This window comes from Bradyrhizobium sp. IC4059 (assembly GCF_020193615.1).
In the GTDB taxonomy this organism is placed as follows: Bacteria; Pseudomonadota; Alphaproteobacteria; order Rhizobiales; family Xanthobacteraceae; genus Bradyrhizobium; species Bradyrhizobium yuanmingense.
Window position 1 is genome coordinate 215,840 of sequence record NZ_JADYVH010000005.1, and the last position, 23,381, is coordinate 239,220.

The 23,381-nt window shown below is 64.4% G+C and carries 15 protein-coding genes and 1 pseudogene; 3 read left to right on the forward strand and 13 right to left on the reverse strand.

Annotated features, from left to right (window positions below):
- Positions 1 to 65: 65 nt before the first annotated feature.
- From dnaE to I6F12_RS17600, 4 genes and pseudogenes are all read right to left on the reverse strand, one after another.
- Positions 66 to 3,569, reverse strand: a complete 3,504-nt coding sequence (gene dnaE / locus I6F12_RS17585; RefSeq protein WP_225125189.1) for a DNA polymerase III subunit alpha — start codon at positions 3,567 to 3,569, stop codon at positions 66 to 68.
- Between the two features lie 446 nt (positions 3,570 to 4,015).
- A complete protein-coding gene (locus I6F12_RS17590; RefSeq protein WP_225124086.1) occupies positions 4,016 to 4,738 on the reverse strand; it encodes an outer membrane beta-barrel protein in 723 nt (240 codons plus the stop codon).
- Positions 4,739 to 5,292: 554 nt separating this feature from the next.
- A pseudogene (locus I6F12_RS17595) lies at positions 5,293 to 5,932 on the reverse strand (HD domain-containing protein).
- A 41-nt stretch (positions 5,933 to 5,973) separates the two neighbouring features.
- Positions 5,974 to 6,435 (reverse strand): carboxymuconolactone decarboxylase family protein, encoded by a 462-nt coding sequence (locus I6F12_RS17600; RefSeq protein WP_036025271.1) that lies wholly within the window; start codon positions 6,433 to 6,435, stop codon positions 5,974 to 5,976.
- 114 nt (positions 6,436 to 6,549) lie between these two features.
- On the opposite strand from I6F12_RS17600, the gene I6F12_RS17605 reads away from it, so the two are divergent.
- Positions 6,550 to 7,956, forward strand: a complete 1,407-nt coding sequence (locus tag I6F12_RS17605) for a PLP-dependent aminotransferase family protein (RefSeq protein ID WP_225125339.1) — start codon at positions 6,550 to 6,552, stop codon at positions 7,954 to 7,956.
- Between the two features lie 159 nt (positions 7,957 to 8,115).
- Complete coding sequence (locus tag I6F12_RS17610; protein WP_225156913.1) at positions 8,116 to 9,441, forward strand: hypothetical protein; 1,326 nt, start codon at positions 8,116 to 8,118, stop codon at positions 9,439 to 9,441.
- A 44-nt stretch (positions 9,442 to 9,485) separates the two neighbouring features.
- On the opposite strand, the gene I6F12_RS17615 is transcribed toward I6F12_RS17610, so the two are convergent.
- Both I6F12_RS17615 and I6F12_RS17620 read right to left on the reverse strand, forming a co-directional pair.
- Positions 9,486 to 12,635: a GAF domain-containing protein gene (locus tag I6F12_RS17615; RefSeq protein WP_225156914.1), complete on the reverse strand. Its 3,150-nt coding sequence runs from the start codon at positions 12,633 to 12,635 to the stop codon at positions 9,486 to 9,488.
- Between the two features lie 171 nt (positions 12,636 to 12,806).
- Positions 12,807 to 13,580 (reverse strand): helix-turn-helix transcriptional regulator, encoded by a 774-nt coding sequence (locus tag I6F12_RS17620; protein ID WP_225156915.1) that lies wholly within the window; start codon positions 13,578 to 13,580, stop codon positions 12,807 to 12,809.
- 111 nt (positions 13,581 to 13,691) lie between these two features.
- Between I6F12_RS17620 and I6F12_RS17625 the strand changes: the two genes are divergently transcribed.
- Positions 13,692 to 14,771, forward strand: coding sequence for a zinc-binding alcohol dehydrogenase family protein (locus I6F12_RS17625; protein WP_225156916.1), 1,080 nt, complete (start codon positions 13,692 to 13,694; stop codon positions 14,769 to 14,771).
- Between the two features lie 92 nt (positions 14,772 to 14,863).
- On the opposite strand, the gene I6F12_RS17630 is transcribed toward I6F12_RS17625, so the two are convergent.
- The 7 genes from I6F12_RS17630 to I6F12_RS17660 form a co-directional block, all read right to left on the reverse strand.
- Complete coding sequence (locus I6F12_RS17630) at positions 14,864 to 15,568, reverse strand: ABC transporter ATP-binding protein (protein ID WP_036010093.1); 705 nt, start codon at positions 15,566 to 15,568, stop codon at positions 14,864 to 14,866.
- A gap of 7 nt (positions 15,569 to 15,575) precedes the next feature.
- Positions 15,576 to 16,856, reverse strand: coding sequence for a lipoprotein-releasing ABC transporter permease subunit (locus I6F12_RS17635; RefSeq protein ID WP_036010095.1), 1,281 nt, complete (start codon positions 16,854 to 16,856; stop codon positions 15,576 to 15,578).
- A gap of 90 nt (positions 16,857 to 16,946) precedes the next feature.
- Positions 16,947 to 18,266, reverse strand: a complete 1,320-nt coding sequence (gene proS / locus I6F12_RS17640) for a proline--tRNA ligase (protein ID WP_225143337.1) — start codon at positions 18,264 to 18,266, stop codon at positions 16,947 to 16,949.
- 164 nt (positions 18,267 to 18,430) lie between these two features.
- Positions 18,431 to 19,993: a CopD family protein gene (locus I6F12_RS17645; protein WP_225156917.1), complete on the reverse strand. Its 1,563-nt coding sequence runs from the start codon at positions 19,991 to 19,993 to the stop codon at positions 18,431 to 18,433.
- A complete protein-coding gene (locus I6F12_RS17650; protein ID WP_225113116.1) occupies positions 19,993 to 20,511 on the reverse strand; it encodes a YcnI family protein in 519 nt (172 codons plus the stop codon). Before I6F12_RS17650 ends, I6F12_RS17645 begins: the two co-directional genes overlap by 1 nt.
- A 29-nt stretch (positions 20,512 to 20,540) precedes the next feature.
- Positions 20,541 to 21,074 (reverse strand): copper chaperone PCu(A)C, encoded by a 534-nt coding sequence (locus I6F12_RS17655; RefSeq protein WP_225156918.1) that lies wholly within the window; start codon positions 21,072 to 21,074, stop codon positions 20,541 to 20,543.
- Between the two features lie 62 nt (positions 21,075 to 21,136).
- Positions 21,137 to 23,344, reverse strand: a complete 2,208-nt coding sequence (locus I6F12_RS17660) for a TonB-dependent receptor (RefSeq protein ID WP_225156919.1) — start codon at positions 23,342 to 23,344, stop codon at positions 21,137 to 21,139.
- Positions 23,345 to 23,381: the final 37 nt, after the last annotated feature.

Sequence of the window (23,381 nt, forward strand, 5' to 3'; positions counted from 1 at the left end):
CAGCGCAGGGTTGCAACCGATGCAGTATGACGACTTTGCAAAAACCGGAACGCGTGGCGGAGAAGCTAAAGCTGCTGCACGTCGACGACGCCTGCCACCGCCTTGATCGCGCCGGCGATCTGCGGCGAGACCTTGAAGCGGCCGGGCAGCTTCATCTCCACCTCGGTCTCGAGGTCGAGCATCAGCACCAGCGAGACCTCGCCGTCGCCGTTTCCGCGCGGTGCGATGCCCGGACTGCCGACCTTCGGCGCGCCGCCGTTGGAAGCCGCCATCTCGGGCCCGGCGAGACGCTTGGCAATCGAGTCCAGCGGCTTGGTGTCGCGCAGGAAGATGCGCAGCCCCTTCTGCGTCTTCGCCGCAGCATCATCGAGCGGCTCGGCATGCAGCACGCGGGCGCGGACGTCCTCGCCCTGAAGCTCGGCCCCGAGTTGCAGCAGCACGGCCGCGCCCGGCTCCAGCACGTCGCGATATTGCGCAAGGCCTTCCGAGAACAGCACCGCCTCGAAATGGCCGGTGGGATCGGACAGCCCCATGATGCCCATCTTGTTGCCGGTCTTGGTACGCCGCTCCATGCGCGAGACCACGGTCGCGGCAACCTTGCCGGCGGTGGCGCCGGTCTTCACGGCGCGCGAGAACTCGGCCCAGCTCTGCACCCGCAGCCGCTTCAGCACGGTCGCGTAATCGTCGAGCGGATGTCCCGAGAGGAAGAAGCCGATCGCGTCGTATTCGCGGCGCAGCCGCTCGGCCGGCAGCCATGGCTCGACCTGCGGCAGCATGATGGTCGGCGCATCCGCCGACATGCCGAACATGTCGTTCTGGCCGATGGTCGCAGCTTCATGCGCGCGCTGGCAGGCGGCGAGGATCGCATCCGCACCGGCAAAGACGCGCGCCCGGTTCGGCTCCAGCGTGTCGAAGGCGCCGGCGGCGGCGAGACTTTCGATGATGCGCTTGTTGATCGCGCGCGGCGAGACGCGCGCGGCGAAATCGGCGAGCGAGGTGAACAGGCCGCCCCGGGTGCGCTCCGCGATGATCTGCTCGATCGCCTGGATGCCGACGCCCTTGAGCGCGGCGAGCGCGTAGTAGATCGTGTTCTCGCCGACCTCGAAGGTCGCGCCCGACCGGTTGATGTTCGGCGGCTCGACCTTGATGCCGAGGCGCTGCGCCTCGGAGCGGAATTCGGAGAGCTTGTCGGTGTTGTTCAGATCGAGCGTCATGGACGCGGCGATGAACTCCACCGGATAATGCGCCTTCATGTATGCGGTGTGGTAGGACACCAGCGCATAGGCCGCCGCGTGGCTCTTGTTGAAGCCGTAGTCGGCGAATTTCGCGAGCAGCTCGAAGATGGTCTCGGCCTGCCCCTTCGGCACGCCGTTCTTCACCGCCCCCGCGACGAAGATGTCGCGCTGCTTGTCCATCTCGGCGCGGATCTTCTTGCCCATGGCGCGGCGGAGCAGGTCGGCGTCGCCGAGCGAATAGCCCGACATCACCTGCGCGATCTGCATCACCTGCTCCTGGTAGATGATGACGCCGAAGGTCTCCTTCAGGATCGGCTCCAGCACGGGGTGCAGATATTCCGGCTCCTCGTCGCCGTGCTTGCGCGCGCAATAGGTCGGGATGTTCGCCATCGGGCCCGGCCGATAGAGCGCGACCAGCGCGATGATGTCCTCGAAACGGTCGGGGCGCATGTCGATCAGCGCCCGCCGCATGCCCTGGCTTTCAACCTGGAACACACCGACCACGTCGCCGCGCGCCAGCATCTGATAGCTCTCGGCATCGTCGATCGGCAGCGTGGCGAGATCGACATCGATGCCGCGCGGCTTGAGCAGCTTGCAGGCGGCGTCGAGCACGGTGAGCGTCTTCAGGCCGAGGAAGTCAAACTTCACGAGGCCCGCCGGCTCGACCCATTTCATGTTGAACTGGGTCACCGGCATGTCGGATTTGGGATCGCGGTAGAGCGGCACGAGCTCGCTCAAGGGGCGATCGCCGATCACGATGCCGGCCGCGTGGGTCGAGGCGTGGCGGGTCAGGCCTTCGAGACGCTGGGCGATGTCGAAGGCGCGCGCCACCACGGGATCTTCGTCGCGGAACGCCTGCAGCTTCGGCTCGCTCTCGATCGCGGCCGCCAGCGTCACCGGCGCCGCCGGATTCTGCGGCACCAGCTTGGTCAGCTTGTCGACCTGGCCGTAGGGCATCTGCAGCACGCGGCCGACGTCGCGCAGCACGCCGCGCGCCTGCAGCGTACCGAAGGTGATGATCTGCGCGACCTGGTCGCGGCCGTAGCGCTGCTGCACGTAACTGATCACCTCGCCGCGGCGGTCCTGGCAGAAGTCGATGTCGAAGTCCGGCATCGAGACGCGTTCCGGATTGAGGAAGCGCTCGAACAGCAGGCCGAACTTGATCGGGTCGAGGTCGGTGATCGTGAGCGCCCACGCCACCAGCGAGCCTGCGCCGGAGCCGCGGCCCGGCCCGACCGGAATGCCGTGAGCCTTGGCCCATTTGATGAAGTCGGACACGATCAGGAAGTAGCCCGCGTACTTCATGCGCATGATGACGTCGAGCTCGAACGCCAGGCGCTTGTTATAGTCTTCTTCCGTCGTGCCCTGAGAGAGGCCGTGCACGCGCAGACGATTGGCGAGCCCCTCCTCCGCCTGCCGCTTCAGCTCGGCCGCCTCGACCGCGGCTGCGTCCGAGCTCGCCGCGGCGCCGACGGTGAAGAACGGCAGGATCGGCTTGCGCGTCATCGGCCGGAACGAGCAGCGCTCGGCGATCTCCACCGTCGAGGCCAGCGCCTCCGGAATGTCGGCGAACAGCACCGCCATCTCGGCGCGCGTCTTGAAGCGATGATCCGGCGTCAGCTGCACACGGTCGGTCTCGGCGATCAGCCGGCCGCCGGCGATGCAGAGCAGCGCATCATGCGCTTCGTAATCGTCGGTGGTCGCGAAATATGGCTCGTTGGTCGCAACCAGCGGCAGCCCCTTGGCGTAGGCGATGTCGATCAGGCCGCCTTCGACGCGCCGCTCCTTCTCGGCGTTGTGGCGCTGCAATTCGATGTAGAGACGGTCGCCGAACAGAGCAGCCAGACGCTCGCACCGCGCCCCGGCGAGCTCGGCCATGCCGCCGGCGAGCGCCAGTGAGATCGGCCCGTCCGGCCCGCCCGTCAGCGCGATCAGGCCCTCGGTCTCGCCCTCGAGCCAGTCGAGCTTGATGAACGGAGCATGGCTGTCCGGCGATTCCAGAAACGCGCGCGAGTTCAGCCGCATCAGGCTGCGATAACCGCGCTCCTGCGCGGCGAGCAACACCACGCGCGAGGGTCCCATCGCGTTGCGCGCGTTGGGATCCTGATCGCCGAAATCGATGGCGAGCTCGCAGCCGACGATCGGCTGGATGCCGGAGCTCGCCATCTTGTCGGAGAACTCCAGCGCGCCGAACAGATTGTCGGTGTCGGTCAGCGCCAGCGCCGGCTGGTGGTCCTTCTTGGCAAGCTCGGCGAGCTTGGCGATCTTGATCGAGCCCTTGAGCAGCGAATAGGCCGAGTGAACGTGAAGGTGAACAAATCCGGCGCTCGGCATGGTCGCGTGACGGCCTCTTGCAGATGAGATGGAGCGGTCTCCGGCGCCTCAAGGCATCATGCACTCGCGGCCGACTCGCCTCTCAATGGTGGGGTCTCACAGCTTGAGAGTCCACGCCGGAGCGGCCGCTTGGGCGCGTCGTCCCGCTTTTCCCCAAGAGGTCGGAGAAAGCCGGCCTACAGCTGCGGAATGACCTGGGCCCAGATCGCGATCATCCCGACGAACAGCGTGATGGACGCCAGTGCGGCGGCTTCTTCCACGAAAACCCTGAACATGGCCGGCTCCCTTGTTGGAACGTATGAAGAACATTGTTCTCATTTCGTTCTATGGAGTCAAGCGATCCGGAAGCCGCCGAAAGGAGATGGTTAACTCGCTGAAGACAAACAGCAAAAAAGCCCCGGCCGAGGCCGGGGCTTTCGTCAGCCACTCACGTGGAGCGGTCAGTCTCAGTAACGGCCGATCATCGGGCCGCCGAACTTGTAGTTCAGGCGGACGAGACCCATGTCGATGTCCTGCCCGATGCGTTCGACAGCGCCACTGGCGAAGGTGACGTTGTGGTCGCCGAGGAAGATGTGGTTGTACTCGACGCCGACCGTCCAGTTCGGAGCAAAACCAAACTCCAGGCCCGCGCCAACCGTGGCACCCCAGCGGGTCTCGTCGGCCCGGTCGAGATTCGCACCCGTCACGACGCTGTAGACGTCGTACTTGTTGCTGACGACCGCCGCACCGCCCTTCGCGTAGAGCAGGACGTTGTTCCAGGCATAGCCAACCTGGCCTGTGATCAGACCGAACGCATCGACGCGCGTCCGGTTCCGCAAACCGGTGATTGCGCTGATGTTGTCACCCGAGAAGTCGGCCCAGTTGCCCTGGCCCTCGAGACCGAACACGAACTGGCCGGACTGAAAGCGGTAACCGATCTGGCCACCGACGGTGCCGCCGGTCGAATTGTGGGAGCCTTCCGGACCGAAGCCGACCAGATCCCACGACGTGTCAGCCGAACCGCCGCCGCCGTTGATACCGATGTAGAAGCCGCTCCAGTCATACACCGCAGCGATCGCCGCGGGCGGTGCTTTGGTGTAGGGCCGTGCCGCGAGATCAGCCGCAAGTGCCGGCGCAGTCGCACCAAGCGCGACCAGGCTGACAGCTGCAAGCAACAAATTCTTCTTCATTTGATTCCCGTTCCAGTTTCTTCAGTAGTGGGCCCCCCGGCCGTGGGTCGTCATAACAGCGATCGACGGAATTGCTGTAGCCGCGGCGCCACAGTGTGATCGAAAGGACTTTGCTCATTAACGAATGTTAATCGAGCATCGCGGACACCCTATCAAACAAGGGGTTTTGCAGCAGTTTCAATGTTGACGAGGCGAGACAAGCTGCATGCGCGCGCAACATCGTCGCGCGCACATTCGCGTGATAGAGGCGAATGCGAATAAGTTCCTCATCCAAATTGTCGCCATCTTTTCGCTCGCTTTCATCACATTCGTGGGCGCGTCAATCGCTAGCTCGCCTCCGCGCGTACTTCGCCGGACAAAGCGACACCCCATACGCGATCAGAGTCGTCTGCGTGATGAGGCCAATCAGCGACAGTGCCTTTTGGAAGCTGCAGCCTCACACACCGTCTTTCACCTGAAAAGCCCGCCTGAAGCGGACATCTCGAAGGATGGTCGCAGGAACGGCTGAACAGCTCTCAAATGCCATAGCCCTGCGATGAGCGCGCTGCGTCTGCTCAGCTTTGCCAGGGCGCATTGCGGATCCGCGTGCACGCGTTCGGCCTTTGGAAGCTCGGATCGTGATCTGCGATGTAGTCGAAGTTGACCGTCCCGAACGTCGTCTGCGGTTTCTTCAGCGCCGAGCAGGTCTGTACCTTCACGAACTCGTTCTTGAAGTCACCGCGCGGGAACGCCGAGATCACCTGCTCGCGCCTGCTCCGGTGTGTAATGATCATACCCGATGCCCACCACATCCACCAGAACGCCTGCGTTGGTGAGCGCGATTTCCGGTCTCATATATTGCGGAATGCCGGGCGTGGTGTGCAGGGCGATGGCCTCCCACACCAGATCGGCCTGGGAATCAGCGATGCCGCGTGCCCGCAGAAACTCGCGCGCTGCATCGGCACCGTCGACTTCAAACCGCTTGGTCGCGGTATGGTAGTGATCGACGAGGCCGAGGTCGTGAAACAGGGCCGCGACATAGAGAAGCTCGGAATCAAACTTCAGCTTCTGGCGCAATCCCGTCATCGCGCCGAAGACGTAGACGCGAACGGAATGGTTGAACAACATCTCGTCTTCGTAACTGCGCACCAGCTCGGCGGCCTCGCGAGCCAGTTGGCTGTCGGGAATTTTGACGCCGGAGATCACTCTCGTCATTTTCAGGTTCCTGCTTTCTGTTTCGGCTGATTCCCTTCGGGTCAGGCGGCCTCCTCGAGCGCGGCCTGCGGCGTATTTCGAAAGCTGATCGACATGCGATTGTACGCATTCATCAGGCTGATCGCGATCGTGAGATCGACCAGCTCGCGCTCGCTGAAGACTTTGCGAACGGCTTGATAGGCCTCATCCGGGACGTTGGTCTCGGCGACGCGGGTGATCGTCTCGGCCCATGCGAGAGCCGCACGCTCGCGCTCGTCGAAAAGATGGCCCGCCTCGGCCCAGGCCTGGACCAGCGCGATCTTTTCGATTTTCACGCCGCTCTTCAGCAGGTCGCGTGTATGCATGTCGAGGCAGTAGGCGCAATTGTTGATCTGCGACACGCGAAGATAGACCAGGGTGACAAGCGTCGCGGGAAGTCCGCTCTGCATGACGTAGCCGTAGACACCGCCCAGCGCCTTCATACCTGCCGGTGCGACGTGATTGTAGTTGAGCCGTTCGCTCATCTGCCTGCTCCTTGATGATCGGGGGATGAACCCTCCCTCTTGCCCCCTTAGGTGCCCCTGCACTGGTCCACAAAAAAGCACCAAGAACGTACAAAACTCGTGTACCACGCAGGCATGACGAGGCCGCTGCATCTGGAGCTCGATCGATCTGCAAAGACGCCGCTGGCCGAGCAGATCCACAAGGGGATCAGGACCGCGATCGAAAGCGGCGTTCTCGCCCCCGGCGCACGCCTGCCCTCCTGGCAGGATCTCGCCGCCCAACTCGGCGTCGCCCGCGGCACCGTACGGGTGGCGTACGAAAAGCTCTCATCCGCCCAACTGATCGTCGCAAGCCGCGCGACTGGAACCCATGTCGCCGACAGGCCCCCGTTCCCAGTAAGGCGGGACAGCGCCCCGTCGCCCGGCTCGTTCATGGAGATGTACCAGGAGCTGACGGCGGGGCCCGCGATCTTCCAGATGGGCGTGCCTGCGCAGGAGACCCTTCCCGGGACATTGCTGGCGCGGATGCGCGCGCAGGCAGTTCGGGCGGAGGTGAGCGCACCGGCGATCTACCCGGATCCACGCGGCGAGCTGGCGTTGCGGCGCGAGATCGCGGCCTACCTCGCGCTGGCGCGCGGGATCGAATGCGCGCCGTCCCAGATCATCGTCACTGCCGGTTTCAGCGGCGGCCTTGGCTTGGCGCTCCGCGTCCTCGGACTCGAGCAGAAGAAGGCCTGGATGGAGGACCCTGGCTTTCCCTTTACCCGGCAGGGTCTCGCGCTCGCGCGATTGTCGGTTGCGCCGATCCCCGTTGATGCGGACGGCATCGATGTCGATTACGGCATGAAACATGCTCCTGATGCGGCACTGGTGGTCGTGACACCGGGCCAGCAGGCGCCGCTCGGCTCCACATTGTCGCTTGTGCGGCGCTCACGGCTGCTCGACTGGGCAGCGCAAAGCAAGGCATGGGTGATCGAGGATGACTATCTCAGCGAGCTTCAGCTCAAGGGCCGGGCGACGCCGGCGCTCGCATCGCTCGACCGCGCCGGCCGCGTCATTCACATCGGCTCTTTCAGCAAGACGGTGACGCCTGCCCTGCGGCTGGGCTTTGTCGTCGCACCGGCCGCCCTGGCGTCGCAATTTGCCGAAGCTGCTGCGTGCCTTGCGCCCGCGCCTGGGCCGGCGGTGCAGCGCGCGATGGCCGACTTCATGCGCGAGGGCCATTATCTGCGGCATCTTCGGCGCACGAAGCGGGTTTACGCTGCACAAGGCGATGCATTGCTGAAGTACCTTCGCGCGCGCACTGCGAACATTGCGCTTGCCGGGTTGGCGGCGGTGCTGCAATTGGCGGACGGAGCACCCGACCTGGCCATCGCCAGGGAAGCAGCACGGATGGGACTTGCGCCTACGCCGCTGTCGCTCTGGTATGCGTCGAACGGACCAGTGCGCCCGGGACTTTTGCTCGGCGTGGCAACGTCTCCGCTCAAACGAATTGAGGCGTCCTGCGATCGACTGTTGCAAATCATCGATCGTCTGACGTGATCTTGACTGACGGACGATAGCACGCCGCGCATGGATGCGTTGCTGGCGGTGGCCGGTGAACGAAATAAGCGTGCACCGGCCGGCCCATCAAAAGTTGTGATAACGGCGTTTCTCATATAGGGTCGAACCTCTTCCTCGCCGTGCGTGGTCGCTTGCTGCATGCATGTCCGTATCCTGCTCCTCCTTGCCTTGCTTCTGCTTCCGGGCACTTTGCGTGCCGAAGCAACGCCGGTCGAGAAAGCCGGCTTCGCCTCCAGGCTGACGATCTATCTCGCCAAGGGGCCACCCGATGCATGTGGCCCGGGCTGCGATCGCTGGATTGCCATCGAGGGCGAAATCGATCGGGAGGCGGCGCTGCGCATTCGCCGCTTCCTCGCCGCCGTCAAGGACCTGCAGCGTCCGATTTACGTTCATTCGCCCGGCGGCAACGTCGAGCAGTCCTACGCGATCGCGCGGTTGCTGCGCAGCCGCAAGGCGATTGCCAGGGTCGGCCGGACGATCGCGACCGCCTGCGCCGCGGGCACGCAGGGAGACGCCGCTTGCTTGAAGCTCAAGAACGCGAGCGGCGAGGTCGAGGCCGAACTCACCACGAACCGTGCCATGTGCAACTCGGCCTGCGCATACCTGTTTCTGGGGGCGGCATCGCGCGAGGTCGCCCCCGACGCCACAATAGCGGTCCATAATTCCAAGCTGGTGCTCGCCTTCGACGGACGGCCCGATCCGGCGGCGGTCGCGGAATACAGGCGCCGCCGGCTCTTGGCGGCCGATCGCGATCGCGCCGCGTTCATCGCGGCGATGGGAATTGGCCGCGAGCTCGATTCCCTCATCCGGACGGTGAAGTTCGAAAGCCTGCACGTGCTGACGCGATCCGAGCTCCACGGTTTCGGCATCGACACGCGACCGCTCGCTGAGACAAACTGGTCGCTGGAGAAGGAGGCCCGGCCGTTCGTCCGCAAGATCGCGACCGCAAAGAAGGCGAACGGCTCCGCGTTCCGAACGATGGAGCTGCGCCTGTCTTGCGAAAGCAGCAAGGGCGCACCGCTGACATTTGCGGCCGAGGTCGACGAAACGGCCACCGGCAAGAGCACGATCCTGATCACGGCGGATGCCGACAAGGAGAAGACGGCCGGAGGATCTCCGCTGCGGACCGGCAAGCACGAGGTCTGGCGCAGCAACATCGACCCCGACATGGTCAAGGCGATACTGGCCTCCCGCTCCCTGCACGTCCGCGAAACCACGCCGATCGCGGACGACAAGACGGACATCATGACATTCGAGCTCGACCTGGCGGGCCTGCCGTCACAATGGGCTCGGCTCACGGCATCCTGTGCATTGCCGACGCCGGGCCCGGCAAGCTCCTGGCCGACGTTGCCGGGGAAAGCCGCTCCCTGGCAGGCAGCTCATTGGCCCGAAAGCCCTTGGACGCCCGCCCCCCAACTGACCGTCAGCACAAACCCACGGCCCCGCTCCGTCGCCTTGAAATGACGTCGGACATCGCCTCGGGGGACGATTCAACGCGCAACATTCATTCACCCCTCGTCGAGCAGGGAGCGGACCTTGGCGGCCAGGTCCTCGATCGCAAAGGGCTTGGAAAGTAAATGCTTGCCGGCATCGAGCACGCCATTATGGACGATCGCGTTGCGCGTGTAGCCGGTGGTGAACAGCACTTTCAGATCCGGGTATCGTCTCGACAGCTCGGCCGCGAGTTCGGCACCGGTCATGTCGGGCATGACGACGTCGGTGAACAGCAGATCCGGAACGAAACCGCCTTCGATCTTGCCGATCGCCTCCCGGGCGCTGGCGGCCTCGACGACGGTATAACCAAGCTCGCGCAGGCTTTCGGACGAGATGCCGCGGACCCGCTCGTCGTCCTCGACGACGAGGATGGTCTCGCTCTGCGGACTTGCACCGGGATGTGGCACGCCGTGCGACGGGGTTGAGACAGGCTCCTCGCCCGCGAAGCGTGGAAGATAGATCTTCACGGTCGTGCCGACGTCCACCTCCGAATAGATTTTGACATGGCCGCCCGACTGCCGCACGAAGCCGTAGACTTGGCTGAGGCCAAGTCCAGTCCCCTTGCCGACGATCTTGGTCGTGAAGAACGGATCGAAGACCTTTCCCAGCACGTCCGCCGCAATGCCCGTGCCGTTGTCCGTCACCGCAATGAGCACGTACTGCCCCGGCTGCAGCGCGTATTCGCGGGCATATTTCCGATCTATCGAGGCGTTGGCGGTTTCGATCGTCAGCCTGCCACCCTTCGGCATGGCATCGCGTGCATTGACAGCAAGATTGACGAGAACGCTTTCGAGCTGGGCAGGGTCTGCCTTGACGCGCCAAAGGCCAGCCGCGAGGACCGTCTCGAGACGGACGAGCTCGCCGAGCGAGCGCTCGAGCAGCTCACTCATCTCACCGACCATCTTGTTGATGTCCACGACCTCGGGCGCAAGAGGCTGCTGCCGCGAGAACGCCAACAATCTTTGTGTCAACGTGGCGGCACGGTTCGCACCATCCGTTGCACTATCCAAGAAGCGGTCAATGTTGAGCTCGCCCTTGCCGAGCCGCCGCTTGGCGAGATTCAAGCTCCCGAGGATGACGGCCAGCATGTTGTTGAAGTCGTGGGCGATCCCCCCGGTCAATTGCCCGACGGCTTCCATCTTCTGCGATTGCCGCAATTGCTCCTCGGCCTTCATGCGCTCGGCGATCTCGTCGGCGACACGTTGTTCCAGCTCGGCATTGAGCGCTTCGAGCCTGGTCAGCAGTTGGGCATTGTCAATGGCCGTCGCGGCATGGCCGGCAATGCCGAGCAATGCGGATTCGTGCTCCTCGTGGAATCGACCGACCTCCGCATGACCGAAGAAAAGCCCACCGAGCACCTCGCCGCTGCGCGAGATCACGGGGACCGCAAGGTATGACCGGACCGGGAGATGGCCCTCGGGCATGCCTTTCCGCGGCGCATTCTTGCCATAGCGCGGGTCTTGCAGGATGTCGTCCGACCTCACCACGCCCGTGCCCTTGAAGGTCGGCTCGAACACGGCGGTGGCGCGCGGCATCGGGAAGTTTTCGAAAGCGGATCGCGGCACGCCGGACAGCGAATACAGCATGTAGCTGCCGCCGTCCGCGGCCAGGACGTTGTAGAAGAAGGCTCCGAACTGGGCGCCCGTCAGCTCGACGCCGGCATCCGTCACGATCTGCACGATCCTCTCGAGATCGCGTTCGCGGGCAACCGATGCTCCCGTGTCGTTGAGGATCCTCAGATGACGCTCGGTCTTCTTTTGCGCGGATATATCCAGCACGGTCCCGATGAATCGCGTGGCGTGGCCGTCAGAAAAGATCGCGTGACCCGTTGCGGCGATCCAGCGCTCGACACCATCCTCGATGCCGACGGTGCGGTATTCGATGTTGTAGCTTCCCGGAGAATTGGGCTGTAACGCGGTCGAGACGGCCTCATGGGCGCGCTGCCTGTCGTCGGGATGGATGCCCTTCAGGAATGAGCCCTCGTAGCTGACCTCGGCATCCGGTGAGAGACCGAACACCTCCTTGCAGCGGTTATCCCATCGAAGAATGTCGTTGACCGGATCGTAGTCCCAGGTGCCGATTCCGGCGGCCTTGTTGGCGAGGACGAGCCGCTCGGCAGCTTCGCGCGCCGCCTGCTCCGATCGGACGCGCTCGATGTGCGCCCATGATCGCTCCGTCACCTCGGTGAGCAAGGCAAGTTCGCGCGGCGTCCAAAGATGCGGGCCACGGTGATGAATGGCCATCAAGGCGGTCAGGCGCCCCTCCTTCACCAAGGGCATGCAGATCGTCGAACCGATGCCGATGCGCTGGAAGGTGGCGGCTTCCTCGGGGGCGATCTCCTTCAGATTGTCGTTGATGATGAGGGGGCGGCCGGCGCCCAGCTCTCGCACCGCCTTCTCGCCGAAGTCGGCAAGGCTGTAGTGCCCCACTATGTGCATCGCACCGGGGGCAGCCCAATCCCCGCGGATGGTGAAGCCGTCCTGATCAGGATCCATGTCGGCATAGGCGCAGTTGGAGACGCCGAGATACTCACCGACCATTCGCGTCGTCACTGCCATGACGCCGTCTGCATCGCGCGTCTTGGCCGTTTCCTTGTTGAGAGCGTCCAGGAAGAGGAGTCGCGCTTCGTTCTCGCGCACCGCGCTCTCGGCACGGCGACGTTCGACGGCGGTGCGGGTGCGTTCGGCAACCTCTCGGATGAGCTCGAGCTCCGCCGGGGTCCATTCGCGCGGCGTGGCATTGTTGAGGTAGAGCAGCGCCACGACCCCATCGGGCTCGGAGATCGGCATGTTGACGAATGCGCGCGCCGAGATCGCCTCGAGAGCTCGGGCGCGGTCGCCGACGCGAGCGTCCTTTTCGGCATCGGCGCAGACGACCGTCTCGCCCCGCTTCAAGTCTTCGATATAGCTGCCATAGTCGCGAAAGCGCAGCACGCCGGCCAGGCTCGAGATCCCAGGCGCATTCCAGTCGCGCGCGATCGTGATGGTCTCGGCGGAGGTGTCGACGGTGCCGTAACCTGCCCGGCTGACATTGAGGCTGCGGCCAAGCAGCTCGGCCGCCGCATAGGCGAGATCGTCGGGGCTGCCGATCTCTCGAATATGATCGCCGAGGGTGGCCAAGACGGCGTTGCGGTCGGCCGAGGATCCCCCGGTCGCTGTCGTCATCGGTCAACCCCGAACACGTCCCTCGCTCCACCTGCACAATGATGAGACAGTAACTGTAGGTGGGGCCTTCGGTTCCCGGCGCGAGGGGCGGCTCAGCATCAAGACGCCTCTCGGGTCCTGCTCGGCCCAGCGCGCGATGCAGGTGGTCAAGTGTCTTCAACAACGGCGGGCTTAGAGCGGCGTATAGATCACGAGCTTCAGCGCGGGATCGTCGTTGGCCTGGAAGCTGGTGTGCTCGAAGTGCAGCACGCCCTTGGTCGGATGGTTCATGGTCTTGCGGCCCGAGATGGTGCTGCGAACGTCGTGCGCCTCCCACCATTTGACGAATTCCGGACTGCTCTCGCGCAGCCGCGTCAGCAGCTCCGTGAAGGCGGGATCGCCGGCCCAGACGTCGTGATTGGCGCGAAACATCGCCACCATCGCCTTGGCTACGTCGGTCCAGCCGGCGCCATAGGATTTTCGCGTCTGCTTGTTCGTCAACATAAGAAGCAGCGTGTTGCGATCCTGCTCCGGCAATCGCCCGAACCCGAACACCTCCTCGGCCGCATCGTTCCAGGCCAGCACGTCCCAGCGCCGGCCGATGATGTAGGCCGGCTGATGCAGGCTCTCGATCATGCGACGAATGGGCGGAGGCACGATCTCGCGGGTGAAGGGGCTCCTTGCGGGCTCGCGCGCCAGCGCCTTGAGGTGGGCGTGCTCGGCCTTGCTGAGACGGAGGGCCCGGGCCAGCGCATCCACGGTGGTCACGGACGGGCTGACCGTGCGGCCCTGCTCGAGACGGATGTACCAGTCGACGCCGATGCCGGCGAGCTGCGCAACCTCCTCGCGGCGCAGCCCCGCGGTGCGCCGGCGCCGGCCCACCGGAAGCCCGACCGCCTTCGGCGACAGCTTTTCGCGGCGGGACCTCAGGAAGTCCCCGAATTCAACGCGGCGTGGATCGGCCATGACGAATGTCCCTGCGATAGAGGGCCTATGGAATACTAGGATAATACCAGGCCTTCCTGACTTCCGCCAGGGCAGCGCATACGGACCTCACCCGACGTCGAGGTGAACATCATGAAAGCTGCCGTACTCAAATCCTTCGGCTCGCCGCTGGCGATCGAGACTGTCCCCGAACCGGTGCTCGGCACCGGCGAGGTCATCGTCGACGTCGTCGCGACGCGCGTGCTGTCCTACATGAACGAGGTCTTCGACGGGACGCGCAACTACGCGCTCGACCTGCCAATCATTCCAGGCCCGGGCGGCATCGGCCGCGTGCGCGCGATCGGGCCGGACGCGACCAGGCTTGCCGTCGGCGACTGGGTGTTCTGCGATCCGACAGTGCGCTCGCGCGATGACGCCGCGGCGCCGGATATGGCCCTGCAGGGCCTGACCGCCGCGGGACCCGGCGGCATGCGCCTGCAACAGCACTTTCGCCACGGCTCCTTCGCCGAGCAGATGCGGGTGCCGACCGAGAACGTCAAACCCCTCGGCCCGATCACGTCCGAGCAGGCGATACAATGGTGCGCGCTGGGCACGCTGCTGGTGCCCTATGGCGGCTTCCTTGCGGCAAACCTTCGCCCGGGCGAGACCGTGCTGGTGAGCGGCGCCACCGGCAATTTCGGCAGCGCCGCCGTCTCCGTCGCGCTGGCGATGGGCGCAGCCTGCGTGGTCGCGCCGGGCCGCAACGAACGGATCCTCGCCGACCTCGTCCGCCGCTTCGGGGCGCGGGTGAAGCCGGTCAAGCTCTCGGGTGACGAGGACGACGACCGTGAGACGATGAAGCGCGCCGCACCGGGGCCGATCGACTGCGTCTTCGACATCATGCCGCCCTCGGTGAGCCCGACTGTCGTGCGCGCGGCAGTCATGACGGTCCGCGCTTACGGACGCGTCGTGCTGATGGGTGGCGTCGGCATGGCGGGCGGGCCGGGCCTCGAGCTGCCCTACCCCTGGATCATGCGCAACTGCATCAGCATCCACGGCGTCTGGATGTATCCGCCCGATGCGGCCAGCCGCCTGATCGCACTGGTGCGTGCCGGGCTGCTGCGGCTGGAAGAGTACGAGACAGAGACCTTCGATCTCGACCACGCCAACGAGGCCGTGGCGCATGCTGCCGCCAATGGCGGACCGTTCAAATTGACGGTGATCAGGCCCTGAATCGTGAGGCGGCGACGGACCGCCGTCTTCGATTTTTTTCGGAAGTCTCACCAAGCACTTGGCTACTGTGCATGGGGTTGTTTTCGAGCTCTTTAGTCGAGCTCGACCACCTGGCCGTTCGACAGCGAGACCCGCCGGTCCATGCGGCCGGCGAGCTCCATGTTGTGGGTTGCGATCAGCATCGACACATGCGTCGCCTTGACCAGCTGCATCAGGGCCTGGAACACGTGCTCGGCGGTACCAGGATCGAGATTGCCGGTCGGCTCGTCCGCAAACAGCACGCGCGGCGCGTTGGCGACCGCACGGGCGATGGCGACACGCTGCTGCTCGCCGCCCGACAGCTCGGCGGGGCGATGGGTGATGCGGTCGCCGAGGCCGAGATAGCCGAGGATCTCCTTGGCACGCTTGACGGTCTCGGACTTCTTCAGGCCGCGGATCATCTGCGGCAGCATGACGTTCTCGAGCGCCGAGAACTCCGGCAGCAGCCGATGCGACTGGTAGACGAAGCCGATATCGGTGCGGCGCAGCTGGGTGCGCTCGATGTCGGGCAGTTGCGAGGTCGGTGCGCCCGAGACATAGACCTCGCCGGAATCGGGGGCTTCCAGCAGCCCAGCGATGTGCAGCAGCGTCGACTTGCCCGAGCCCGACGGCGCCACCAGCGCGACCGACTGACCGGCCCACAGCGCCAGCTTGGCGCCGTCGAGGATCGTCAGCGGCACCTCGCCCTGCAAGTACTGCCGCTTTATCTCGTGGAGATAAATGACCGGTACATCTTCTGCCCCCTGCTGCTGCTCCATCAGTCCCTCACTCGTACCGGAGCGCTTCGACGGGATCGAGGCGCGCGGCGCGCCACGACGGATAGAGCGTCGCCAGGAACGACAGCGTCAGCGCCATGATGACGACGGCCGTGGTCTCGCCGACGTCGATCTCGGCGGGCAGTTTCGACAGGAAGTAGAGCTCCGGCGAGAACAGCTCGGTCGAGGTCAGCCAGGAGAGGAATTGCCGGATCGATTCGATGTTGACGCAGATCACGAGGCCGACGCAGAAGCCGACCAGCGTGCCGACCACGCCGATCGAAGCGCCCGTGATCAGGAATATCCGCATGATCGATCCCTGCGAGGCGCCCATGGTGCGCAGGATCGCGATGTCGCTGCCCTTGTCCTTCACCAGCATGATCAGGCCGGAGACGATGTTGAGCGCGGCAACCAGCACGATCATGGTCAGGATCAGGAACATCACGTTGCGTTCGACCTGGAGCGCGTTGAAGAAGGTCGAGTTGCGCTGCCGCCAATCGACCAGGAAGATCGGCCGGCCCGCCGCCTCCGTCACCGCCTTGCGGAAGGCGTCGATCCTGTCGGGGTTGGTCGTGAACACCTCGATCGAGGTGACGTCGTTGCTGCGGTTGAAATAGGCCTGCGCCTCGGCAAGCGGCATGAACACGAAGCCGAGATCGTATTCGGACATACCGATCTCGAACACCGCGACGATCTTGTACGGTTTTATGCGCGGCGTCGTTCCCATGGGCGTCACTGCGCCCTTCGGCGCCACCAGCGTGATGCTGTCGCCGGCATGCAGCGAAAGCTGATCGGCGAGGCGCCGGCCGATCGCAACGCCCTGCCCTTCGTCAAAGCCCTCGAGGGAGCCCTGCTTGATGTTCTTGGCGATCGAGGTGAGGTTGTTGAGATCGTCGGAGCGGATGCCGCGCACCAGGACGCCCGAGGCGTTCCAAGGCGATGACGCCAGCGCCTGACCGTCAACCACCGGCGCCGCGAGCCGGATACCCTCGACCTGGCTGAGGCGGTCGGCAACGTCCTTCCAGTCGGTCAGCGGCGATTCCAGGGGCTGGACCAGGATGTGGCCGTTGAGGCCCAGGATCTTGTCGAGCAGTTCCTTGCGGAAGCCGTTCATCACGGCCATGACGATGATCAGCGTCGCAACGCCGAGCATGATGCCGAGAAAGGAGAACCCGGCGATGACCGAGATGAATCCCTCTTTCCGCCGCGCCCGCAAATAGCGCGCCGACAGCATCCACTCGAAGGGCGCGAAAGGCGCGGTTTGCACGGTTTCGGTCATGGTCTCATCCATCGCTCGATAATCCCATGATTCGGGGTCAATTGTGGCCGGATTGGCGGCCGCGATATCGCGCGATGAACAATATTCAGCCGATCAGCCTTCTCAGCCCACAAGTCTTGCAACCGCGTCGGCAGGCGACATGGTCTCGCGCGCGCCGTCGCTGCGCCGCTTGATCTCGACCTTGCCGTCGGCGAGCCCCTTCGGCCCGATCATGATCTGCCAGGGGATGCCGATCAGGTCGGCGGCGGCGAATTTGGCACCGGCGCGTTGATCGGTGTCGTCATAGAGCACGTCGATGCCCTTGGCCGTGAGCTCGGCATAGAGCTTCTCGCAGGCCGCATCGACGGCCGCATCGCCCTGCTTCAGGTTGAGGATCGAGACGCGGAACGGTGCCACCGCTTCCGGCCATTTGATGCCGGCATCGTCATGGCAAGCCTCGATGATGGCACCCAGCAGGCGCGAGACGCCGACACCGTACGAGCCGCCATGGATCGGCACGTCGACACCATCAGGCCCCGCCACGAGCGCCTTCATCGGCTCGGAATATTTGGTGCCGAAATAGAAGATCTGGCCGACCTCGATGCCGCGGGTGTTCACCCGCTTGTCCACGGGCACCTCCTGCTCGAACCGCGCGGCATCGTGGACGTCTTCGGTCGCCGCATAGAGCGAAGTCCATTGCTTGATGATCGGCGTCAGGTCGCTCTCATAATCCACGTCCTCGCCCGGCACCGGCAGGTCCAGCACGTCGCGATTGATGAACACGCCGGATTCGCCGGTCTCGGCGAGCACGATGAACTCGTGGCTGAGATCGCCGCCGATCGGGCCGGTCTCGGCGCGCATCGGGATCGCCTTCAGCCCCATCCGCGCGAAGGTGCGCAAGTATGCGACGAACATCTTGTTGTAGGCGACACGCGCCGCGGCCTCGTTGAGGTCGAAGGAATAGGCGTCCTTCATCAGGAACTCGCGGCCGCGCATCACGCCGAAGCGCGGACGCTGCTCGTCGCGGAATTTCCATTGGATATGATAGAGATTGAGCGGCAGGTTCTTGTAGGACTTCACATAGGCGCGGAAGATCTCGGTGATCATTTCCTCGTTGGTCGGTCCGTACAGCAGCTCGCGCTTGTGGCGGTCGGCGATGCGCAGCATCTCCGGGCCGTAGGCGTCGTAGCGGCCGCTCTCGCGCCAGAGGTCGGCGAGCTGGAGCGTCGGCATCAAGACCTCGATCGCGCCGGAGCGATTCTGCTCCTCGCGCACAATCTGCTCGATCTTCTTCAGCACGCGAAAGCCGAGCGGCAGCCAGGCATAGATGCCCGCCGCCTCCTGCCGGATCATGCCGGCACGCAGCATCAGCCGATGCGAGACGATCTCCGCCTCTTTCGGATTTTCCTTCAGGATGGGCAGAAAGAACCGCGACAACCGCATGGTAATACTCTGGGAATCAGTGATCGCCTGCAGTGAAACCGGATTGGGAGCGAAAACACAAGACGGGAATGAGGAAAAGCCGCTAACGCGGCGAAATAGCTGTCATTTTTCCGTTGCCTTCAGGTTTGACTTCAGGAGCACCGTGCTCAGCAAAGCCGGTGAGCCTAGGGCGGCGGCACCTCGAGTTCATCCGCCAGCGTGATCTTCTCGAAATCGCTCACAAGCGCCTCGATCCGCACACGCCAGCGGCCGGCGAAGGGCAGCTCGACCCTGCGCACGTGCCAGTAGCCATCCGGCCCGAGCAAGGCGACCCGTTCCATCGGCTCGATGCCACGCTCGGGCAGACTGAGGGTCAACGTCACCTCTTTGGCCGCCAGGGGCGTCCCCTCGCCGGTCATGAGCTGGAGCACGAAATCGTCCTTGCCGACCTTTCCAGGTGACACCAGCACCTGGAACATCGCCTTGTCGCCGTGGATGTGGATCGCCAACGGCGTCTCCGGAATGATCGTTCGCGGCGGCGGCGTGAAGCGCCAGCCGGCGACGACGGCAAAGATGGCGAGGGCGATCACGCATTCGAGGAGGATCGAGCGCTTGAGGATGGTCTGGGCTCCACGATCGCGGGCGAGTGCCGGAGTGAGGCGGAAGCGGTTGAGCGCCGCAAGTGCGAGCAGCATGAGAACCAGGCCGAGCTTGATCGAGAGGATGAGGCCATAGCGGGTCTCGACCAACGCCGAAACTTTTTCGAGCTGAACAATCGCAAGGGCGAGGCCCGTCAATGCCAGCACGCCGACCGCCGGCATGGCGATGCCCGAGAAGCGCTTCACGACGGCGAGTGTTGCCGGCGTCGGCTTCGACAGCAAAGCCGCGAGCGGAGCAAGAGCGCCGATCCATAGCGCAACGCACAGGCCGTGAAGAAACATCGCCGGGCGCATCATCATTCGAGGCGGCGCCGTTGCGGCATGCCCGCTCATGGCGAGCGACAGGCCCACGCCGACCATGGCAATGATCGCAAGAGCCCGCGAAGACCATGCGCTGCGGAGCGCCAGCAAGGCGAACAGCATCGCGGCGGCAGCAACTAGAAACGCGCGGCCGGCACTGGTTGCGACCGCGACCTTCCAAGGCGCGGCCGTCGCGAGCGCCGCCGGCGGCAGGCCGAGGAGATCGAGACCCAGCGCACCGAGCGACACCACCGCGCTGGAAAGGCCGACCGCGAGCGCCATGCGCGGCACGGTCATGCCGGCCAGAGACCATGATATCCAGCGCGCAAACCACACACCGCCGACGCCTACGAACAGACCGAGATAGAGGCCAACGCGCGCCAGCCAGATCAGCGCGGCCAACCAATGGTCCGTACTCGCGGACGGCTTCGTCTCCGACGGCATGCCGACTGAAAACATCACCGATCCCACGATCGGATGGCCATCCTGCGAGACCACGCGATAGCTGACGACCGCCGTCCCCTCAGGCAGATCCGCTGGCATCTGGATCAAAATCGTGTCGCCGGACGCACTGACGCGCGTCTCGTCCCGCGCCCTGCCCGTCCCGTCGATCAGCCGGATCGCGCCCGGCGTTACCGGTTCGTTGAACCGCAGCTCGACCATCTTGGGCGCGGTCGCGAGCGTGCTGCCATTCGCCGGCTCGACCGAGATCAGCGCCGCATGCGCGAGCGCACCGCTCGCGAAGCCCGCAGCGAAGAGCAGCGTCGCGAGCGCGGCGAGGAGGCGCATCAGGGTTTCGGCAGGAGCTTGACGCCAGGGGCCGGCGACTTGCCCTCATGCGAATGGCTTGACCCCTCGGTTGGGATCTCGATCCAGCGTCTGACGCCGGTCTCGCATTCTTGAACCACTGGGAAGTACAAGGTCGTGTTCGCCTTGAGCTTGTCGGTCAGCACCGTCTGCATGATGAACTCGTCATAGTTCTTGTCCGGCAGCTTGCCGCCGGACCACGCCACCTCCTTGACGCCGGACGAGAGCTTGTTGCCGTGATAGTCGTATTCCCCCGCATATTTGCCCTCGACGACGTCGATGGTCCAGCCGGCCTTCGGCATCGGCTTCACCGCGATGACCCCTTCCGGAATCTGCACGCGGAGCTTCACCGTCGGCGAGCCCGCGCAGCCATGCGGCACGGTGAACACCGCCTTGTAGGACGCGCCGATTGTGGCTTGCTTGGTCTCGAGAGAGACATGCGCCGCCACTGGTGATGCGGCGACCGCGGCAATCAGAATCAGGCAGGATCGCTTCGACATATTCGGTCTCCCGAGAGTCCAGAACAGTCTCATTTCATCTTCATTCCCGAATGATCCGGCATTTTCTTCATGTCCATGTGACCCGAGTGCCCCCCGCCGCCCGGTGCTTGCGCGCCGACGCCCTGGACGTCGAGGGCAACAGTGATCTTGCCGGCCTTCTCGAACTGAAGCGTCACCGGCACCTTGTCGCCCTGCTTGAACGGCCGCTTCAGCTCCTGAAGCATCAAATGATTGCCGCCGGGGGCGAGCTTCACGGTCTTGCCGGGCTCGATCGCCAATCCCTTGTCGAGCGCGCGCATCTTCATCACGCCGTTGTCCATGGCCATCTCGTGAATCTCGGCCTTGCCTGCGATATCGGCGGACACGCTGACCAACCTGTCGGCGGCGCTCCCCTTGTTTTCGATGGTCAGATAGCCGCCGGCGACCTTGGCGCCGCCCGGCGTCGCCCGGCTCCAGGCCTGCGAGATGACGAGATCGCCGGCCTTGACGTCGTCGGCTGCGACTGCCGCGCTGGTGCCGAGCAGCATGGCGGCCGCCAGAAGTGATAGCTTGATCCTGTTCATTAGGTTCCCTCGGTTTTGATCTGATTGGATCGGTCGTGGTGGTCTCGGCAGCCCCAGTGCGCTTACCATCGATATCTCATTCCGGTGTAGACCGCCCGGCCGGCGCCTGGCTCGAACAACGCCGACGTCGCCGTGGCGCGATCGATGATACTGGCGCTGGCAATGTAGGTCCTGTTGGTGAGGTTTCGACCCTCGATATAGGCGGAGAACGGTCCGCCATTGTCGAAGCCCGCTTTCAATCCGAGCAGTGCATACGGCTCCGTCGTCAACGTGTTCATACTGTCGACGAAATAGGCCTGCGGCACCCATTCGACGTTCGGACCAGCATAGAACCCGGTCGGATGCTTGTAGAGCAACTCGGCGCGCAAATAGTGACGCGGCGCGCCGGGCAGCTGGTTGTTGCCGAACTCCGTATCGCTGTCGAAGCGAAAATCGTTGTAAGTATAGGCGAGGTTGAGCCACACCTTGTCGGGCGCGCCTCTCACGAAGAGGTGGCGGAAGATTGCTGCCCCTGCCCCAGCCTCGACGCCCTGGTGGAAGGTTCGGTCGGCATTGGTCACGTTGCAATTGCCGAACGCGCTGTACAGGCACAGCAGCTCATCGCGGATATCGGCGCGATAGGCGGTCAACTCCCACGAATAGTCGGGCCGTCGCATGCGGGTCCCGATCTCGTAGGTCGTCGCAATCTGCGGGCGGATGCTGGTGAACGGAATCGTCGGAATGCCAGGACCGCGCGCGCTCTCGCCGAAGCTCGGCACTTCGGCGCTCCGCGAAACATTGGCGAAGGCCTGCCACGTCGGGTCGATCTGCCACAGCAGGCCCGCCTTCGGCGACCACAGATCAAAGCGGGTTGCTCCCGACTGGTCGCCGTCGCTGAGAAACCGGTCCTGCCGATTGCGGGTCGCATGCAGGAATTGCGTGCCGGCGATCGCGGCGACATTCGGCAGAAAGTAGAAGCTGTCCTCCACGTAAACCGAGGTGTTCTCCGAGCGATCGATCGACGACGACAGCAATGCCCCCTTCTGTCCGGCAATGTTGGCGAACTGCTGGTTGTCGATGCTGCCGTTCAACAGGTTGACGCCCGCAACCAGCCTGTTGCGGTAACCGCCGATGATGCGGTCGTCCGTAACCTTCGCGAAGCCGCCATAATCCTTGTAGCGATAATCGAGCCACTGGAAGATCGGATGCATGAGGTGCCGGTCGACGCCGAAAGCGCCGAACTCCAACCTGGTGTCGTCGAATCGGATCGTCGTCTTGTTTGCCAGCCTGATCGTGTCGATGTTGCGCTGCTGGTCCAGCGCAACGTTCGCCGGAGCCGCGGCCTCCGGATTGGTCAAGGCAGACGCCTTGGTGACGGTTCCTGGAATGCGCTGCCGCACCTCGTTGGCGTTAAGATAGAATCGCGTCTCGAAATCCGGCGAGAACTGGTAGCCAACATTGCCGCTCACGCGGTTGCCCGAGCCGAAGCTGTGAGCGCGGAAGCCGTCCGTGGCCTGCGTTGATGCGGTGACGAAACCATCCCACGGCCCGTTGGCGCCTCCTGCATTGGCCTGCAGTCGCCTGAAGCCGAAGGCTCCCACGTCGAGCGAGACTCGATTCGGAAATCGGTCGCGTCCCGATGGCGTCACGAAGTTGACGGCGCCTCCCAGCGAATTGGCTCCGAACTGCAGCGCATTCCCGCCCTTGTACACCGCGACGTATTTGTAGGCGGTCGGGTCGATCTCCTGGAAATCGCCGTAGCCGTCCGCCGTATTGATCGGGATGCCGTCCATGTAAAGCTGCACGCCGCGCAGATGGAAATTGCGCGACAGGCCGGATCCGCGGATCGAAAGCCGGGTGTCGTCGCCCCATTTCGGCTGCGCAAACACGCCGGGAACGTAGTCCAGGACATCCTTGATCGTGCTGGCGGGAGTCGAATTCCGGTAGGCCTCCGCTGCGACCAGCGCTACGCCGCCCGGCGTCTGGTTGATCTCGCTCAGTGCCTGCTGGGCGGTGAGAACCGTCAGGGCACCAGGACCGAGGCCCCCTTCGGAAGCTGCCGTCGGTTGCGGACGCGCAGTTGCGGGAGCGCGGGCCCGCGTTGATCGCGCGGCGGTTCTCTGTGCGCGGGCTGGAGAGGCCCGTTTCTCCCGCGGCGCGTCGACTGTGACGGGAGGAAGCTCGCGTCGGTTTTCCTCCGCGATTGCGTTGGATGGCACAACGAGGGCAGAAGCTGAGGCAAGCAGAATTTTGCGTGCGGAAAGCAGTCGAAAGAAGCCTGTACGAGGCATGAGGTCATTCCTGATGCCGGCAGAGAGCCGGCGCATT

Bases quoted from the DNA above. Each gene is read 5' to 3' on its own strand.
- dnaE (WP_225125189.1), bottom strand. From the start codon at position 3,569: ATGCCGAGCGCCGGATTTGTTCACCTTCACGTTCACTCGGCCTATTCG.
- I6F12_RS17610 (WP_225156913.1), top strand. From the start codon at position 8,116: ATGCATGTCCGTATCCTGCTCCTCCTTGCCTTGCTTCTGCTTCCGGGC.
- I6F12_RS17650 (WP_225113116.1), bottom strand. From the start codon at position 20,511: ATGTCGAAGCGATCCTGCCTGATTCTGATTGCCGCGGTCGCCGCATCA.
- I6F12_RS17590 (WP_225124086.1), bottom strand. From the start codon at position 4,738: ATGAAGAAGAATTTGTTGCTTGCAGCTGTCAGCCTGGTCGCGCTTGGT.
- I6F12_RS17660 (WP_225156919.1), bottom strand. From the start codon at position 23,344: ATGCCTCGTACAGGCTTCTTTCGACTGCTTTCCGCACGCAAAATTCTG.
- I6F12_RS17645 (WP_225156917.1), bottom strand. From the start codon at position 19,993: ATGCGCCTCCTCGCCGCGCTCGCGACGCTGCTCTTCGCTGCGGGCTTC.
- proS (WP_225143337.1), bottom strand. From the start codon at position 18,266: ATGCGGTTGTCGCGGTTCTTTCTGCCCATCCTGAAGGAAAATCCGAAA.
- I6F12_RS17600 (WP_036025271.1), bottom strand. From the start codon at position 6,435: ATGAGCGAACGGCTCAACTACAATCACGTCGCACCGGCAGGTATGAAG.
- I6F12_RS17615 (WP_225156914.1), bottom strand. From the start codon at position 12,635: ATGACGACAGCGACCGGGGGATCCTCGGCCGACCGCAACGCCGTCTTG.
- I6F12_RS17625 (WP_225156916.1), top strand. From the start codon at position 13,692: ATGAAAGCTGCCGTACTCAAATCCTTCGGCTCGCCGCTGGCGATCGAG.
- I6F12_RS17605 (WP_225125339.1), top strand. From the start codon at position 6,550: ATGACGAGGCCGCTGCATCTGGAGCTCGATCGATCTGCAAAGACGCCG.
- I6F12_RS17630 (WP_036010093.1), bottom strand. From the start codon at position 15,568: ATGGAGCAGCAGCAGGGGGCAGAAGATGTACCGGTCATTTATCTCCAC.
- I6F12_RS17655 (WP_225156918.1), bottom strand. From the start codon at position 21,074: ATGAACAGGATCAAGCTATCACTTCTGGCGGCCGCCATGCTGCTCGGC.
- I6F12_RS17635 (WP_036010095.1), bottom strand. From the start codon at position 16,856: ATGGATGAGACCATGACCGAAACCGTGCAAACCGCGCCTTTCGCGCCC.
- I6F12_RS17620 (WP_225156915.1), bottom strand. From the start codon at position 13,580: ATGGCCGATCCACGCCGCGTTGAATTCGGGGACTTCCTGAGGTCCCGC.